16 protein-coding genes and 1 tRNA gene are annotated in these 15,672 nt (G+C 60.0%); 9 read left to right on the top strand and 8 right to left on the bottom strand.

Annotated elements, in window-relative coordinates; all coding sequences use genetic code 11:
• Positions 1–170: 170 nt before the first annotated feature.
• Entirely contained in the window at positions 171–1,136 is a 966-nt protein-coding gene (locus tag BLU46_RS14510; RefSeq protein WP_093202767.1) for an arsenic resistance protein, read from the top strand.
• 87 nt (positions 1,137–1,223) lie between these two features.
• Positions 1,224–2,864, top strand: coding sequence for an ArnT family glycosyltransferase (locus BLU46_RS14505; RefSeq protein ID WP_172834538.1), 1,641 nt, complete (start codon positions 1,224–1,226; stop codon positions 2,862–2,864).
• Positions 2,865–3,050: 186 nt separating this feature from the next.
• Here BLU46_RS14505 and BLU46_RS14500 read toward each other — a convergent pair whose 3' ends face one another.
• The 7 genes from BLU46_RS14500 to BLU46_RS14470 form a co-directional block, all read right to left on the bottom strand.
• Positions 3,051–3,371, bottom strand: coding sequence for a hypothetical protein (locus BLU46_RS14500; RefSeq protein ID WP_093202759.1), 321 nt, complete (start codon positions 3,369–3,371; stop codon positions 3,051–3,053).
• An 85-nt stretch (positions 3,372–3,456) separates the two neighbouring features.
• A complete protein-coding gene (locus BLU46_RS14495) occupies positions 3,457–3,756 on the bottom strand; it encodes a hypothetical protein (RefSeq protein ID WP_017478162.1) in 300 nt (99 codons plus the stop codon).
• 52 nt (positions 3,757–3,808) lie between these two features.
• On the bottom strand, positions 3,809–4,267 hold the full coding sequence (locus BLU46_RS14490) for a hypothetical protein (protein WP_063033515.1): 459 nt from the start codon (positions 4,265–4,267) through the stop codon (positions 3,809–3,811).
• Positions 4,268–4,562: 295 nt separating this feature from the next.
• Positions 4,563–4,638, bottom strand: a tRNA-Phe gene (locus tag BLU46_RS14485).
• 103 nt (positions 4,639–4,741) lie between these two features.
• The gene (locus tag BLU46_RS14480; protein WP_010169058.1) at positions 4,742–5,014 is read right to left on the bottom strand and encodes an oxidative damage protection protein; all 273 of its coding nucleotides are present in this window, start codon (positions 5,012–5,014) and stop codon (positions 4,742–4,744) included.
• Positions 5,011–6,078, bottom strand: a complete 1,068-nt coding sequence (mutY, locus tag BLU46_RS14475; protein WP_093202754.1) for an A/G-specific adenine glycosylase — start codon at positions 6,076–6,078, stop codon at positions 5,011–5,013. The genes BLU46_RS14480 and mutY overlap by 4 nt, the downstream gene beginning before the upstream one ends.
• Positions 6,075–8,291: an AsmA family protein gene (locus BLU46_RS14470; protein WP_093202749.1), complete on the bottom strand. Its 2,217-nt coding sequence runs from the start codon at positions 8,289–8,291 to the stop codon at positions 6,075–6,077. Before BLU46_RS14470 ends, mutY begins: the two co-directional genes overlap by 4 nt.
• Before the next feature lie 323 nt (positions 8,292–8,614).
• Between BLU46_RS14470 and BLU46_RS14465 the strand changes: the two genes are divergently transcribed.
• From BLU46_RS14465 to BLU46_RS14435, 7 genes are all read left to right on the top strand, one after another.
• Positions 8,615–10,276 carry an OFA family MFS transporter gene (locus tag BLU46_RS14465; protein ID WP_017478167.1) on the top strand — a complete coding sequence of 554 codons (1,662 nt, stop codon included), beginning with the start codon at positions 8,615–8,617 and terminating at the stop codon, positions 10,274–10,276.
• Between the two features lie 256 nt (positions 10,277–10,532).
• Positions 10,533–11,126, top strand: coding sequence for an imidazoleglycerol-phosphate dehydratase HisB (gene hisB / locus BLU46_RS14460; RefSeq protein WP_003218037.1), 594 nt, complete (start codon positions 10,533–10,535; stop codon positions 11,124–11,126).
• Positions 11,126–11,764, top strand: coding sequence for an imidazole glycerol phosphate synthase subunit HisH (gene hisH, locus BLU46_RS14455; RefSeq protein WP_017478168.1), 639 nt, complete (start codon positions 11,126–11,128; stop codon positions 11,762–11,764). The genes hisB and hisH overlap by 1 nt, the downstream gene beginning before the upstream one ends.
• Complete coding sequence (locus tag BLU46_RS14450) at positions 11,764–12,021, top strand: DUF2164 domain-containing protein (protein ID WP_003218033.1); 258 nt, start codon at positions 11,764–11,766, stop codon at positions 12,019–12,021. Before hisH ends, BLU46_RS14450 begins: the two co-directional genes overlap by 1 nt.
• Before the next feature lie 39 nt (positions 12,022–12,060).
• Complete coding sequence (gene hisA, locus BLU46_RS14445; RefSeq protein ID WP_003187784.1) at positions 12,061–12,798, top strand: 1-(5-phosphoribosyl)-5-[(5-phosphoribosylamino)methylideneamino]imidazole-4-carboxamide isomerase; 738 nt, start codon at positions 12,061–12,063, stop codon at positions 12,796–12,798.
• A gap of 9 nt (positions 12,799–12,807) precedes the next feature.
• Positions 12,808–13,578: an imidazole glycerol phosphate synthase subunit HisF gene (gene hisF / locus BLU46_RS14440; protein ID WP_017138643.1), complete on the top strand. Its 771-nt coding sequence runs from the start codon at positions 12,808–12,810 to the stop codon at positions 13,576–13,578.
• Positions 13,579–13,644: 66 nt separating this feature from the next.
• On the top strand, positions 13,645–14,403 hold the full coding sequence (locus BLU46_RS14435) for a substrate-binding periplasmic protein (protein ID WP_093202745.1): 759 nt from the start codon (positions 13,645–13,647) through the stop codon (positions 14,401–14,403).
• On the opposite strand, the gene BLU46_RS14430 is transcribed toward BLU46_RS14435, so the two are convergent.
• Entirely contained in the window at positions 14,356–15,660 is a 1,305-nt protein-coding gene (locus BLU46_RS14430; protein WP_093202741.1) for a Vps62-related protein, read from the bottom strand. The genes BLU46_RS14435 and BLU46_RS14430 overlap by 48 nt on opposite strands.
• Positions 15,661–15,672: the final 12 nt, after the last annotated feature.

Here is a 15,672-nt window from a genome sequence, read left to right as displayed (position 1 = left end):
GCAGGCTCGATCATTGCGCTTTCGATGGGGTGTCAACGGCCCGTGCGCAGTTTTATAAGAAGTCGAAACTAACAAATTTCCGCTACGAACACCCCGGGGATTTTTCTGAGGCTCGACCTGAGCGGCACAGATGCCTAGGCTTAGACCCTTTCGCCCACCAGAGCCGGCCCATGACCCGCGACACCCTCGAACAAAACCAGATCCCGATCTACTTCGCCACCGTGCTGCTGGCTGCCATTGTCGGCCTGTTGGCGCCATCCATGGCCCAAGGCCTGGGCACCCTGGTGACACCTGCCATCGCCGTGTTGATGTATGCGATGTTCCTGCAAATCCCGTTTCTGCACCTGCGCCAGGGTCTGGGCAACAAACGCTTCATGGTCGCGTTGCTGTTGGCCAACTTCATCCTGATCCCGCTGCTGGTGTGGGCGTTGACCCGTGGCCTGGTGGAACACCCGGCGATTCTGATCGGCGCGTTGCTGGTGCTGCTGACGCCATGCATCGACTACGTGGTGGTGTTCACTCATATCGGCAAGGGTGACTCGCGGCTGATGCTTGCGGCGACCCCGGTTCTGTTGCTGCTGCAACTGTTGCTGTTGCCGGTGTATCTGGGAGTGATGTTGGGGGCGCAGTCGCAGGTGGTGGTGGCGGTGGGACCGTTTGTAGAGGCCTTCCTGCTGCTGATCGTTGTGCCCATGATTCTGGCGGTGCTGACGACTTCCCTGTCCCGGCGATCCACAGTCATCAGTGCGTGGAACGATGCCTGGGCCTGGTTACCCGTACCTGCCATGGCGCTGGTGCTGATGGTGGTGATCGGTTCGCAGATTACTGCTGTGGTCCGCGATATCGGCCTGCTGGCGCCGGTGATCCCGGTGTATATCGGCTTCCTGTTGCTGGCCCCGCTGATGGGGGCATTGGCTTCGCGACTGTTCAAGCTACCGGCGACCACGGCACGGGCGGTCACCTTCAGCGCGTCCACACGCAATTCCCTGGTGGTGCTGCCGCTGGCGCTGGCATTGCCTGAAGACATCCGCGGGCTTGCCGCCGCCGCAGTGATCATGCAAACCCTGGTGGAGCTGGTGGGAGAGCTACTCTATATCCGGCTGATTCCGCTGCTGATCTGGCCCGCTCGTCGTTAGGCGGATGAATGTTTGATTCCGTTCAGGGGGCATTCAGGGTGGGGTTCGGCAACATGGACCGGTTTACCCCACCTGACAGGCTGAATAATGGATCAACACAATCGCTTTCGAATGGAATCGCTGGGCATTTTCGTTATCGCCTTGCTGCTGTTTACCCTGGGCATCTGGGACCAGCAGCCACAAGGCTTCGACGGCCGCTGGGCCGTGTTCATGCAAGAGATGTTTCGCCACGGCGCGAGCCTGTTTCCTACCACCTACGGTGAGCCTTACCCGGACTACCCGGGCACCGCGACCTACCTCAGTTACCTCTTTGCCCGCTTGTTCGGCGCGCCCAACGACCTGGCTAACGTGATGCCCACCGCCTTGGCGTCTGCCGGGGTCATGGCGCTGATCTACCGCTTGCTGGTGCCGTCCGGCCGGGCGTGGGCGCTGCTGACGGTGCTGCTCACCGCACTGACCGCCCAGTTGCTGGAGAAGTCGCGCTCGGTATGCCTGGACCAGATGGTCTCGTTGCTGTGCCTCGGTGCTTTTTATCTGTTGCATACCGGCGAGCGCATAGGTTCGAGGCTGCGCCAATATGCGGTCTTTCCGTTGTTCGTGTTGGCGTTTGCCATTCGCGGGCCGCTGGGGCTGATCGAGGTGTGCGGGGTGGTGTGTGTCTACTGGGCACTGGGCCCCGCTCGTACGCGGCAAGAGCGAATTGGCGTGCTGAAAAAGGTCATTGCCCATGGCGTGATCGGCCTGATCCTGCTGGCCGGCTGTTGGTGGTTGCTATTGAAGCTGGCGCGGATCAGTGGTGGCGATGCTTTTGTCGATGATGTGCTCAGGATGCAGTTCGCCGGGCGCCTCGACGAATCCGGTGAGGCGTTCTACTTCTACTTCAAGCTGAGCCTGTACCGTTACTTCCCGGTGGTACCTCTGGCACTGGCAACGATGATTGCCCTGCGCCACAAATGGTCGATGCGTAACGAAGATGCCGACGTGCAGCTGATGCTGCGCCTGGCCGCCTGCGGCCTGATGATTTTAGTGGGCTTGTCCATCCCGCACTTCAAGCGCGCCTATTACATCGTGCCGATGGTCCCGATGTTTGCTGCGGTAGCCGCCTATGGCCTGCTCCAGGCCCAAGGCTGGCTGCTTGGGGTGCGTCGTGGCTATGAGTGGCTGGTGGCTGTGTTGCCGGTGCTGGGCATTGTGGTGGTGTTTGTCTGTCGGCACCTGTGGCACAAGCACGGTTACTGGCCGGACGTTTCAGTGCCTGCGTTGGTGGGTGTGCTGATGGTGTTGCAACTGGCAGCGGTGATTGCCTGGCGCCGTTTGCAGGGCCGTCTCGGCCAGCGTTTGGTGGTGCTCAGCCTTGTTGCGTTGGTCACCCAATGGCTGGTGCTCGTCGTGGTGGTGGAGCCGGCCAAGGACCTGCAATACGACACCAAGAACTTCGTTGGCGCGGTGGAGAAGCTGCGTGCCGATACGCCTGGAACCCTGGTGTTTGTGGATCTCGCCAAAGACACCTGGGCGATTCGCTACATCATGAACCTGGATCACGACGAGAAGCCGTTGTTCATTGGGCGCAACGAACCGTTGCTAGTGGACACGCTGCCGCGCCCCGCCTGGGTGATTGTGGAGCGAAAGCAAACCGCATTGCTGAGCGGCACGCCGCTGGAGCATATGGCGCCTGTGTTCAATGGGCGGTTGAATGACAACCCATTATTGGTGTTCCTGGTGAAGTAACCCGTTGCCCTGGTCGCCGCCTGGATGACCGGCTGGCCTGATTAAAGCGCTTTGCAGCCTACCTGCCAGGCTTTGGTACTTTCGTGGTGATCGACATCACGTCGCAATCACACGGCATAAAAAAACCTGCACGGGGCAGGTTTTTTGCAGGCGATGTTTTTGGCTGCGGTGACAGGCAGCCATCGATCACGCCGCTTCCAGCGTCGGGATCTGCATGCCGATTTTTGCCGAGGCAAAGTTGATGTCGCCACTGGCAATCGACTGTGCCTTGAAGCCTTGGCCGATCAAGTCCTTTATGTAGAACTTGTTGTAGATGAACGCAAACACGATGTTGCTGAAGCCCATCGTGATTATCGCGATCACGAATTGAAGCAGGCCGTATTTGAGGTCGCCGCGGAACAGTGCCGGGAAGCAACCGAAAAAGAACGTCGTCCACGAAAATCCGACAGGTGCTTCCTTCATCGAGCCCGTGTTCGGGTTTTTGAAAATGATCGATGTGTATGCCATTTACTTCTCCATATGCCCTGAGGGGTAGCAGTGCGCCGGGCTGTCGCAATACCGGGTAGTGCAACCGGGTGCGTGTTTATCGGTGTTAATCGACGACTTCCCAGATGATGTTGTCGTCATCGACCATCACTTTGAGGATCAGGCTTTCCTCGCCATCGGGGCCGTCGACCTCAAGAAGCCCGCGGTATTTGTTTTCTCCGCGTTTGATCAGCGTCAGCTCCTTGATCTTGTTCTCGCCAGGCGAAGTGGATTTATCCCACTCTTCTTGAATGCTCTCCCTGACCTCTTGGGCAAGTTCTTCATTGGCGGCATGAGCGGTGCCGAGGCAGAGCAGGGACGCAGAGAGTGCCAATGCGGCTTTGAGACTTCCTGTTGTGCGGATCATCCGGGTGTCCTTGATTGGGCGTGCCGGGCGCTGTCCTGCGCCCGTTCAGGGGTCAAGCCTGCTGGGTGTGGCCGCGCAGAATGTTTTGCTTTCTTTGCTCTTCAGGCAGGTCGTTGATGCAGTAGTTGATGTAGTAGACGCTCAGGAAGAAGGTGTAGAAGCCGTTCATTCTCAGGTCGATCTGGAATTCGTTCAGCGCATATTCCGACAATGCTTTCCTGGCTTTGAATGCCCAGACGACGTACAACGCGCCGCCTGCCAGGGAAAGAATGAGGCCCACCAGATCGAGGGACGATCCGGTCTTGGTAAAGGCGCCGCTCAAGCCAATGCATACCGCCAGCCAGATGATGTAGGTGTTGTCGACCAGGCGAATTTTTGTGGTTTCGCTGATGATCAGGTTGCTTCTGTACACCCACAGCAGAAGGTACAGCCCGGCCGTTGCGATGGTGAGCAACACCATGTTCACGGTTTTAGTGTCGATTTTGTCTTTTAGATCGTTGATGGTGGGCATAACTCTTCCGTGTCGATTGACGTCGAGGGCTTTGGGAACTGGCAGGGGAGGCGCAAACGCGTAGACCTGTTTTGGTTTGCAAATACCAAAGGTCGGCGGGGAGTACGGGAGGGGTGCATCCTTCTAGTATCGCTCGCCTGCCATGGCATTCGCCTGAATCATATCATAGTGCCATTATTTTGCGGCGCTGCAGGTCGGCTTGATCTTGTGTGTGCTGGGTGCACGGGGAAGCACTAAATCGCAGGCAATAAAAAACCCCAAGGAATCATCTTCGCTTGGGGTTTTTCGGTATTAGTGGTGCCCAGAGACGGAATCGAACCGCCGACACGGGGATTTTCAATCCCCTGCTCTACCGACTGAGCTATCTGGGCAACGGGGCGCATTAAACGGGTTTTTCAGGGGGTCGTCAAGCAAGTTTTCAAAAAATATTTAATTATTACCGTCGCTTACGGGCCAACCCCCACATTTGATCAATTATTCAGCAGGTGGCACGTAGCCGTCGGCCTTGGCGTAATCTTCGCCGGAAAAAAACTTGTCCATCTCGCCCTGCAGGTATTTGCGGTCTTCGGCGTTCATCATGTTCAGGCGTTTTTCGTTGATCAGCAGGGTCTGGTGCTTTTGCCAGTCAGCCCAGGCCTTGGCGGAGACGTTGTCAAAAATGTCCTGGCCCTTGGCGCCAGGGAACGGGGCGCGCTCCAGGGCGGGCAGTTCTTCGTGGTACTTGCGGCAGATGATGGTGCGGGTCATGACGGAACTCCTGCGTTCAATACTTCAGCCGCGCGCTTCAGCAGTTTTTTCACCGGGGCGGCAAGGCCCAGGCGCGGCGGGGTGGCGAGGTTATACCAGAGCCAGTCAGCCTCGGCCACGTGATGGGCAGACTCCTGGACCTGGACCAGCCAGGGTTCGATAGCCAGTTGGAAGTGGCTGAAGGTGTGGATCAGGCTCGGCAGTTCCTGTTGCTCGCCCAGCGCCAGCGAGTGCTGGTTGGCCAGGTGCTCCAGATCGCTCAGGTCATCCAGCTCGGGCAAGCTCCACAAACCGCCCCACAGGCCCGTGGAAGGGCGACGGTAAAGCAGGATCGCGCCCTCGCCATTGGCCAGCAACGGCATCAGCGTGCGCTTCTGGGGCACGGTCTTGCGTGGCTTGGGGATCGGGTAGCGGGTTTCCAGGCCGAGCATGTGGGCTTCGCAGCCCTTTTCCAGCGGGCACAGCAGGCAACTGGGTTTACTGCGGGTGCAAAGGGTGGCGCCCATGTCCATCATCGCCTGGGTGTAGGCGTTGACGCGGTCGTGGGGCGTAAAGCGCTCTGCGGTGGCCCACAGCTGCTTGGCGACCTTCGGCTCGCCCGGGTAACCCTCTTGCGCGGTAAAGCGCGCCAGCACGCGTTTGACGTTGCCATCGAGGATCGGCGCCCGCAGGCCCATGCTCAGGCTGGCAATTGCGCCAGCGGTGGACAGGCCAATGCCCGGTAACTCGGTGAGCTTTTCGACGTCACGGGGAAACTCGCCGCCGTATTCGGCCACGACGATCTTTGCGGTCTTTTGCAGGTTGCGCGCTCGGGTGTAGTAACCCAGCCCGGTCCACAGGTGCAGCACCTCGTCTTCCGGCGCGGCAGCCAAGGCTTCGACCGTCGGCAATGACGCCATGAACCGATCGAAGTAGTTCAGCACCGTGCTGACCTGAGTCTGCTGCAACATGATCTCCGAGACCCACACCCGGTAAGGCGTGATGCCCTGTTGCCAGGGCAGGTCGTGGCGACCATGGCGGTCGTACCAGTCCAGCACCGCCGTTGAAAATTCCTCGTTTTTCATCGATTGAACAGGCCTTTCAAAGCGTCTTTCAACTGTGGATTGACCTTGTCGAGCTTCTGCTCAAGCTTCTCGCTGAGCTTGTTGCCCGCCGCTTTGATCGCGACCTGGCTCAAGCCGTCCTTGTCCAGGCGGCAAGCCTTGGCGCCCAGTTCCAGCGGGCCACGACAGCGCAACGGGACTTCGATGTTCTGGAAATTGGAGCCCACCTGGCAAGCCGGGTCCGGCACGTCGCGCTGGTCGCCTTCGACGATGATGCCGACCCGGTAGTCCATACCCAGCACGCGCAGGTCGATGTCGCCGTTGCCGTTGACGGCCAGGCCCGGGATGCGCACTTTCAGGTCAGGGTTACTGGCCACGCCGTTACGGAAGGTCAGGTTGCCCTTGAGCTCCTGGAACGGGGTGTCCTTGCCGCGCTGGTCGCCGCTGAGGGTCTTGCGGTTGAGCAGGGCGATGCCCGTGCACAGCTGTTGCTCGATGTTGGCGTTGAGCAGCACGCCATTGTTGATCGCGAAGCTGGCGGTACCGTTGAGGCTGTCGATCAGGGCTTTCTGGCTATTGCCGCGACCGTTGAGGTTGCTGTCGAGGGTGAGCTGGCCCTTCACCGGCGGGTTTTGCCCCTGGGCTTGCAGGATGCGTTCGACGGGTACTTGCTTGATGCGGGTTTGCAGCGCCAGCAGCGGGACGTCCTGGCGCACGTCAAGGTTGCCGTTGGCCTGGAAGGTGCCGTTGTAGAGGCCGCCGCTCAACGTGTCGAGCTTGAGCTGACCATCGAGGCCGGAAGCTTTCAGGGCGGCGTTCTGGATCGGCAGCTTGCTCAGGGTCAGTTGGCCGAAGGACAGGTCGGCGTTCACGTCCAGGGTACGCAGGCGGGTCAGTGGCAGCAGTTTGTCGGTGCTCCAAGCGGCCTTGGTCGGCGCATCCGGCAGTGGTGTGGTGCCACCGGCCGCCATGGCGCCGGCTTCGCTGTTCTGCACTTCAGCCTGGCGTGCGGCCGCAGCGCCTTTGGCGGCTTCGGACTTGGCCGGCAGGTAGTTGTCGGCGTTGAACGTATCCGCCTTGAGCTGCACTCGCAGGGATTGCTTGGCGAAATCATCCACGGCCACGCGCCCGGTAAAGGTGCTGTCGTCGAGTTTCAGGTTGAGGTCTTCAAGCGCCAGGCTGGTCGGCGTGCCCTTGAGGCGGCTGACCAGTTCGACCTTGCTCAGGCTGCCTGCGGCCATCGGTGGCAGCGGGTTGCCGACGCTGTCGAGGAACTTGGCCAGGTCAAACTGGGCAATCGACAGGGCACCATTAAGCTGCGGAGTCTTGTCCAGGTCATTGACCTTCAGCTCGCCCAGGGCGCGCAGTTGGTTCAGCGACAGCTTCATATTGGTCCATTCGGCGATGTTGGCGGCAAGGTCCACCAGCAATTGGCCCTGGGTCGAAAAGGTTACGGTCTTGCCTTGCAGTGGCTCGCCCGTGGCTTCGCCACTGAGTTTCATGTCTTCGAACTGGTAACGCTGGAGGGCGCGTTGAATGCGCAGGTTGCCGTTCAACTCGGTCTTGACGCGCATCAGCGGCTGGTTGGTGCCGAGGAATGCGGTGAGTTTCAGTGGGATGCTTGCACCTTCGTGCACCGCGCCGGCGCTCAACTGGATGCTTTCGGCGCTGAACTGCTTGCCGGTCTGCTCATCGTTGTATTCGACGCGGGCGTTGTTGATGGTCAGGCTGTCGATGTCCAGGCGGATCGGCTGCGGCGGCTTTTCAGGCTTGGGCGGCGTGGCCGCTTCAGTGACGGTGGGCGCATTGGTGGCGGTGGCCGGGTCCGGCACATTCTTGCCGATGTCTTCCCAGTTGCCGTGGCCATGCACGTCTTTGTTCAGGCGCAGGTTCAGGCCTTCGACGCGCACGTCGCTCATCTGCACTTCGCGGCGCAGCAGCGGCAGCACGCGAACCGACAGGCCGAGCATCTGCAAATCGGCAAACGGTTGGGTCGGGTTGGTCAGGGTCGCAACGCTGGCCTCGTGCAATTCAAGACCGAGCCAGGGGAACAGGCTCCACCCGATGTCGCCATTGAGCGTCAGCTCGATGTGGGCCTTGTCGCGGGCAATCTGGCGAATCTCGTCTTTGTAGTCGTTGGGATCGAAGAGATGGGTCAGGGCAAAGCCTAGAGCCACAATGATCAGCAACAGCCCGAGAAGTACCAGACCCAGGATTTTGCCGAACGCTTTCATGGGCGAGTCCTTGTATGTCGATTTAAAATTTAGCCGAAGAGTATAACGCCCGAAGGCTTACGTCAGTTCGCGGATAGTTACATTGTATCCACGGTCGGAAAAACGGGATTTTGGCGTCAAATAAGTCAGATAACCTGGAGAAGGTGATGGCAGTTTGGTTTTTCTGTCATCCACAGATGCTAATCTCTGCGTGTTCGTCCGCCTTCTGCGGCTAAACGTCGCGCCAAAATGGAGCTTTACTCAAAAAAACGGCCACGCTTTGCGTGCAAGGCTGAAGGAGAGAGCGCCCGACGGACACATACTAATAACTGGGGGAAACACCAATGAGCACTAGCACTGCGGCGGGTCATACTGCTGCACAGCCTGCGTTCCTGTCCAAGGAGCGCATTATCGCCAAGCCCGGGTTCAACCGTTGGCTGGTACCACCAGCCGCCCTGGCCATCCACCTGTGTATCGGCATGGCCTACGGCTTCTCGGTGTTCTGGTTGCCGTTGTCCAAGGCGCTGGGTATCACCGCACCGGTCGCCTGTGCGCCGGACATGAGCTTTATCAGCCAGGTCTTCTCGTCGCAATGCGATTGGCCCATCTCCATGCTGGGCTGGATCTACACCCTGTTCTTCATCTTCCTGGGTTGCTCGGCAGCCATTTGGGGCGGCTGGCTGGAACATGCCGGGCCACGTAAAGCCGGCGTCGTGTCGGCCTTGTGCTGGTGCGGCGGCCTGCTGATCTCCGCATTGGGGATCTATACCCACCAGATCTGGCTGATGTGGATCGGCTCCGGGGTCATTGGTGGTATCGGCCTGGGCCTGGGTTATATCTCGCCGGTCTCGACCCTGATCAAGTGGTTCCCGGACAAGCGCGGCATGGCCACCGGCATGGCGATCATGGGCTTCGGCGGCGGCGCGATGGTGGGTGCCCCGTTGGCAGCCGCCCTGATGGGCCACTTTGCCTCGCCGACCAGCGTGGGCGTGTGGCAGAGCTTTGTGGTCATGGCCGCGATCTACTTCGTGTTCATGATCGGCGGTGCCTTGTCCTACCGCGTTCCGCCGACCGGCTGGAAGCCCGAGGGCTGGACTGCCCCGGCGAAAAAAGCCAGCAACGCGATGATTACCCACCGTCACGTGCACGTAAACGTGGCCTGGAAAACCCCGCAATTCCGCCTGGTGTGGCTGGTGCTGTGCCTGAACGTATCGGCCGGTATCGGCATCCTCGGCATGGCTTCGCCGCTGCTGCAGGAAGTGTTCGGCGGCAAATTGCTGGGTAACGGCCTGACGTTTGGCCAGCTGGATGCCGGTCAACTGGCGTCCATCGCAGCCATTGCCGCCGGCTTTACCGGTCTGTTGAGCCTGTTCAACATCGGTGGCCGGTTCTTCTGGGCATCGTTCTCCGACTACCTGGGCCGTAAAAACACCTACTTCGTGTTCTTCGCATTGGGATTTGCCCTGTACGCGTTGATCCCGAACCTGGGCCACCTGGGCAACGTCGCGCTGTTCGTGGCTGCGTTCTGCATCATCCTGTCGATGTACGGCGGTGGTTTTGCGACCGTCCCGGCTTACCTGGCGGACCTGTTCGGTACGCAAATGGTGGGCGCGATCCATGGTCGTCTGCTGACGGCGTGGGCAGCGGCGGGTGTGTTGGGTCCGGTACTGGTGAACTACCTGCGTGAGTACCAGTTGAGCATCGGCGTTGAACGCGCTGCGGCCTACGACATCACCTTGTACATCCTCGCCGGCCTGCTGGTGCTGGGCTTTATCTGCAACCTGCTGGTACGGCCGGTGGCAGACAAGTACTTCATGACCGACGCGGAACTGGCTGCCGAACAGGCGCTTGGCCACGACAAGGGCGCCGATTCCAGCACCGTGCTGGAATGGAAAGCCTCATCCGGCAGCGTGCCATTGGCGGTTGCCGCCTGGCTGGTGGTGGGTATTCCGTTGGCGTGGGGCGTGTGGGTCACCCTGCAGAAAACCGCAGTATTGTTCCACTAACACCGCGTAAACCTTGTGGGAGCGGGCTTGTGTGGGAGCGGGCTTGCTCGCGAATGCGATGGATCAGTCAGCACATGTATTGGCTGACACACCGCTTTCGCGAGCAAGCCCGCTCCCACACAAAGCTGCTCCCACGCTTGTACTGACATGTCTATCCTCGACACTCCATCAGTCTTATCCCCTCCGATGTTTCTGTTTAGCGCCCGCGCCCCTATAATGGCTGCCTTTTTCGCCCAATGATTTTGCGGAGCTGGTGATGGCCGAACGTAAGGCGTCCGTCGAGCGCGACACTCTGGAAACCCAGATCAAAGCCTCGATTAACCTGGATGGCACCGGAAAGGCCCGATTTGATATCGGTGTACCTTTTCTTGAGCACATGCTGGACCAGATCGCCCGTCACGGGCTGATCGACCTGGATATCGTCAGCAAGGGCGACCTGCATATCGACGACCACCACACCGTGGAAGACGTCGGTATCACGTTGGGCCAGGCATTTGCCAAAGCCATCGGCGACAAGAAAGGCATCCGTCGCTATGGCCACGCCTATGTCCCGCTGGATGAAGCGCTGTCGCGTGTGGTCATCGACTTCTCCGGCCGCCCAGGCCTGCAGATGCACGTGCCCTACACCCGCGCCACCGTGGGCGGCTTCGACGTCGACCTGTTCCAGGAGTTCTTCCAGGGCTTCGTCAACCACGCGCTGGTCAGCCTGCACATCGACAACCTGCGTGGCACCAACACCCACCACCAGATCGAGACCGTGTTCAAGGCTTTCGGTCGTGCCCTGCGCATGGCCGTAGAGCTGGATGACCGCATGGCCGGGCAAATGCCGTCGACCAAGGGCGTTCTGTAATGCAGACGGTCGCGGTTATCGATTACGGCATGGGTAACCTGCACTCGGTGGCCAAGGCCCTCGAGCACGTAGGTGCCGGCAAGGTACTGATCACCAGCGATGCCGACGTGATTCGCGAAGCCGACCGGGTGGTGTTCCCGGGGGTTGGCGCGATTCGCGACTGCATGGCCGAGATTCGCCGCCTGGGCTTCGACAGCCTGGTGCGTGAAGTCAGCCAGGACCGGCCGTTCCTCGGCATCTGCGTAGGCATGCAAGCCTTGCTCGACAGCAGTGAAGAGAACGCCGGCGTCGATTGCATCGGCCTGTTCCCGGGCCAGGTGAAGTTTTTCGGCAAGGACCTGCACGAAGACGGCGAACACCTGAAGGTCCCGCACATGGGCTGGAACGAAGTACGCCAGACCGTGGACCACCCGCTGTGGCACAACGTGCCGGACCTGGCGCGTTTCTACTTCGTACACAGCTACTACATCGCCGCCGGTAACCCGCGCCAGGTGGTGGGTGGCGGGCACTATGGCGTCGACTTCGCCGCTGCCCTGGCCGACGGTTCGCGCTTTGCCGTGCAGTTCCACCCGGAGAAGAGCCATACCCATGGCCTGCAATTGCTGCAGAACTTCGCCGCGTGGGACGGGCGCTGGTAATGGCCAAGAAGGTCAAGCCGCCGATCTTGAACCTCACTCCCCAGCAGGAGAGTGAGGCCACCGACAAGATCAAGCGTTTCATGGAAGACCGCTTCGAGCTCAAGCTCGGCTCGTTCGAGGTCGCAGAAATCCTCGAACTGTTCACCACTGAAATTGCTCCGCACTATTACAACAGGGCGATTTTCGACGTGCAGACGCACCTTAAAGAAAGGTTCGAAAGCATCGAAAGCGACTTGTGGGCGCTCGAGAAACCCTGATTTCCCGAGCAACGCTGAATATCGAATAAGGTTTGCCAGATGCTGATTATTCCCGCTATCGATCTCAAGGACGGCGCCTGCGTACGTCTGCGCCAGGGCCGCATGGAAGATTCCACGGTGTTCTCCGATGACCCGGTGAGCATGGCTGCCAAGTGGGTGGAAGGCGGTTGCCGTCGTCTGCATCTGGTGGACTTGAACGGTGCGTTCGAGGGCCAGCCGGTCAACGGCGAGGTGGTGACGGCGATCGCCAAGCGCTACCCGAACCTGCCGATCCAGATTGGTGGCGGCATCCGCTCCCTGGAAACCATCGAGCACTACGTGAAAGCGGGCGTGAGCTACGTGATTATCGGCACCAAGGCTGTGAAAGACCCGGCCTTCGTCGCAGAAGCCTGCCGTGCGTTCCCCGGCAAAGTGATCGTGGGCCTCGACGCCAAAGACGGTTTTGTCGCCACCGACGGCTGGGCTGAAATCAGCACCGTCCAGGTGATCGACCTGGCCAAGCAGTTTGAAGCCGACGGCGTCTCCGCCATCGTTTATACCGACATCGCCAAAGACGGCATGATGCAAGGCTGCAACGTACCGTTCACCGCTGCGCTGGCCGCTGCTACCAAAATCCCGGTGATCGCTTCCGGCGGTATCCACAACCTGGGCGACATCAAGTCGCTGCTGGACGCGAAGGCGCCAGGGATCATCGGCGCCATCACCGGCCGGGCGATCTATGAAGGCACTCTGGACGTCGCTGAAGCCCAGGCTTACTGCGACGCCTACAACGGCTGAGGACTGACCATGGCGCTGGCCAAACGCATCATCCCTTGCCTGGACGTCGACAACGGTCGCGTGGTCAAGGGCGTCAAGTTCGAGAACATCCGTGACGCCGGCGACCCGGTGGAAATCGCCCGTCGCTACGACGAACAGGGTGCTGACGAGATTACCTTTCTCGACATCACCGCCAGCGTCGATGGTCGTGACACCACGCTGCATACCGTGGAGCGCATGGCCAGCCAGGTGTTTATCCCGCTGACCGTGGGCGGTGGCGTGCGCACCGTGCAGGACATTCGCAACCTGCTGAATGCCGGCGCGGACAAGGTCTCGATCAACACCGCCGCCGTGTTCAACCCGGAATTTGTCGGCGAAGCTGCGCAGCACTTCGGCTCTCAATGCATCGTCGTCGCCATCGACGCCAAGAAAGTCTCCGGCCCGGGCGAAACCCCGCGCTGGGAGATCTTCACCCACGGCGGGCGCAAGCCGACCGGGTTGGATGCCGTGGAGTGGGCGATGAAGATGGAAGCCCTGGGCGCCGGTGAAATCCTGCTGACCAGCATGGATCAGGACGGCATGAAAAACGGCTTCGACCTGGGCGTGACCCGTGCCATCAGCGATGCGCTGGGTATCCCGGTGATTGCTTCCGGCGGCGTAGGCAACTTGCAGCACCTGGCCGACGGCGTGATCGAAGGCCACGCCAGCGCGGTACTGGCAGCGAGTATTTTCCACTTTGGCGAATACACCGTTCCTGAGGCCAAGGCCTACATGGCGGCGCGCGGTATCGTCGTACGCTAAACGTCACTGGACACCATGGCAGGCTCGCGGCACTCTCTGGGCTTGCCATGGATTCCGGTAACTTTCATGTTCAGAGACCTGCTGCTCGCCCTCGCCAGTACCACCGTTCTATTGACGGGTTCGGCCCATGCCGATGAACCGTCCGGCGGCGCTTCCCTGGTGCTGCTGACGGAAAACTTCCCGCCGTACAACATGGCGAAAAACGGCAAGAACTTCGCCAAGGAAGAGAACATCGAAGGCATTGCCGTGGACATCGTCCGCGAGACCTTCAAGCGTGCCGGCATTTCCTACAACCTCACTCTGCGTTTCCCCTGGGAACGAATCTACAAACTCGCCCTGGAAAAACCCGGCTACGGCGTGTTCGTGATGGCGCGCCTGCCGGACCGTGAGGCGCTGTTCAAATGGGTCGGCCCCATCGGCCCGGACGATTGGGTGTTGCTGGCCAAGGCTGACAGCAAGATCCAACTGAGCGACCTTGAGCAGGCGCGGCGCTACAAGATCGGCGCCTACAAGGGCGATGCCATCGCGGAAAGCCTGGAGAAACAGGGGCTCAAGCCGGTGATCGTGCTGCGGGATCAGGACAATGCGCAAAAACTGGTGGATGGCCAGATCGACCTGTGGGCCACCGGGGACCCGGCGGGCCGTTATCTGGCACGCCAGGTCGGGGTGACCGGGCTCAAGACCGTTCTGCGCTTCAACAGCGCGCAGTTGTACCTGGCACTGAACAAGAACGTGCCGGATGAGGTGGTGGCGAAACTCCAGGCGGCCCTCGATCAGTTACGGCAAGAGGGTGTCGTCGATGCCATCATGGGGCGTTATCTCTAGGTTGTTTTCTGTGGGCTCGGGCACCTCTTCTGGTACTTCCTGTGGTTCCTCAACAGCAGTAACTGCCGCTTCAGGTTGCAGCAGCTCGCTGAAGTAGACGTTATCTCCGCTGGCATAGGTAAGGGTTGGCCCGAGCTGGCTGCCGTCAACCCGCAATAGCTCGTATCGGCTTTTGACCAGGTAGGCAGCGATGGATTTATTCGCCGGGATGTAAGCCATCACATCCGCCACGCTCTCCCGTTCCCAACCTTGTGCGGTCAAGCCCGTATGCGTGAAGTCGCGATTGAGGCTGGCACTGACACTCAACGAATGACGGGGTGTCCATGCAGCCTTTATATCGATATCGGTCACGTAGCGCAGACCCATGGAGAAGTCACTGATTTCCCCTTTTGCGAAGACCCAACTGAAGGTTTGGCTTGCTGGCGTGGTGTTTTGACCGCTGGCCACCAAGCTGTATTGGTCGATTCTTTTGAGCCGATAAACCGGGCACGTTTGCAGTTTTTCCAAGGGCGTCAAGGTCGGGTCGTTCACGGTAAACCAGGGCAGTTCGCACACATGAGTGCCTTCTGTTACCTGCTCCGGCATCGTGCGTCCTGGTGCCATTTCGCGTGGAAGTGGCGGCAGATCCTCGGAATGGAGCGCAAGGTCCAGCCGCAGGGCGTGCACCGGGCTTTGCCTGGTTGGCTTGGCATAGCCCTCGGCGCCGGTAAAGGTGCCCGGTGCCAGGTAGGCTTGTCCAGGAGCTGCCTGCGACGGGGAAACGCCCCAGGCGCTGAAGTCCTGGTGGGCGCCGCTGCCTTGGTCGCTCCAGATCAACTGGTCGACATAGGCCTGAGTCACCAGGTCTTCTCTGACACAGCGGATGGTATTGCGTGGTGGTTTGTCATTACCGAGGCCACAGACCAGCCCCATCGCCACATAACCTTCTGGAGCGGTGGGCTGCCAGATTGAGAAATTGGCGCGTGCCCTTGGTCCTGAATGTTCCCAGACCCTCTCGAAATCGACGGGGGGCCGCAACGCGGTGCCATTCTCCCGGTCAACTTCGCTGACAACGGCCACGATTTTCAGTTGATTGATGTTGTGGTAACCCGCTACCGCCACATCACCCAGCGAGACGAAGTTGCCCAGCGCGTCGGAAGATGTGCTCGGGCGCCAGAAGGTCACGGGCTTTTCGGCGCGGGTGCCTTTGTCGTTCCATACAGGAACGAACTCGGTGGTGAAGTTGATCAGCAGGTCTTTGTATTGCAGTGAGTTCATGTACAGACTCTC

This window comes from Pseudomonas yamanorum (assembly GCF_900105735.1).
Lineage (GTDB): Bacteria > Pseudomonadota > Gammaproteobacteria > Pseudomonadales > Pseudomonadaceae > Aquipseudomonas > Aquipseudomonas yamanorum.
The sequence above is the reverse complement of the archived record's forward strand: the minus strand, read 5'-3'. Positions and strand labels throughout refer to the sequence as shown.

Excerpts from the sequence above, each read along its gene's own strand:
- BLU46_RS14510 (WP_093202767.1), top strand. The coding sequence starts at position 171 with ATGACCCGCGACACCCTCGAACAAAACCAGATCCCGATCTACTTCGCC.
- BLU46_RS14505 (WP_172834538.1), top strand. The coding sequence starts at position 1,224 with ATGGATCAACACAATCGCTTTCGAATGGAATCGCTGGGCATTTTCGTT.
- BLU46_RS14500 (WP_093202759.1), bottom strand. The coding sequence starts at position 3,371 with ATGGCATACACATCGATCATTTTCAAAAACCCGAACACGGGCTCGATG.
- BLU46_RS14495 (WP_017478162.1), bottom strand. The coding sequence starts at position 3,756 with ATGATCCGCACAACAGGAAGTCTCAAAGCCGCATTGGCACTCTCTGCG.
- BLU46_RS14490 (WP_063033515.1), bottom strand. The coding sequence starts at position 4,267 with ATGCCCACCATCAACGATCTAAAAGACAAAATCGACACTAAAACCGTG.
- BLU46_RS14480 (WP_010169058.1), bottom strand. The coding sequence starts at position 5,014 with ATGACCCGCACCATCATCTGCCGCAAGTACCACGAAGAACTGCCCGCC.
- mutY (WP_093202754.1), bottom strand. The coding sequence starts at position 6,078 with ATGAAAAACGAGGAATTTTCAACGGCGGTGCTGGACTGGTACGACCGC.
- BLU46_RS14470 (WP_093202749.1), bottom strand. The coding sequence starts at position 8,291 with ATGAAAGCGTTCGGCAAAATCCTGGGTCTGGTACTTCTCGGGCTGTTG.
- BLU46_RS14465 (WP_017478167.1), top strand. The coding sequence starts at position 8,615 with ATGAGCACTAGCACTGCGGCGGGTCATACTGCTGCACAGCCTGCGTTC.
- hisB (WP_003218037.1), top strand. The coding sequence starts at position 10,533 with ATGGCCGAACGTAAGGCGTCCGTCGAGCGCGACACTCTGGAAACCCAG.
- hisH (WP_017478168.1), top strand. The coding sequence starts at position 11,126 with ATGCAGACGGTCGCGGTTATCGATTACGGCATGGGTAACCTGCACTCG.
- BLU46_RS14450 (WP_003218033.1), top strand. The coding sequence starts at position 11,764 with ATGGCCAAGAAGGTCAAGCCGCCGATCTTGAACCTCACTCCCCAGCAG.
- hisA (WP_003187784.1), top strand. The coding sequence starts at position 12,061 with ATGCTGATTATTCCCGCTATCGATCTCAAGGACGGCGCCTGCGTACGT.
- hisF (WP_017138643.1), top strand. The coding sequence starts at position 12,808 with ATGGCGCTGGCCAAACGCATCATCCCTTGCCTGGACGTCGACAACGGT.
- BLU46_RS14435 (WP_093202745.1), top strand. The coding sequence starts at position 13,645 with ATGTTCAGAGACCTGCTGCTCGCCCTCGCCAGTACCACCGTTCTATTG.
- BLU46_RS14430 (WP_093202741.1), bottom strand. The coding sequence starts at position 15,660 with ATGAACTCACTGCAATACAAAGACCTGCTGATCAACTTCACCACCGAG.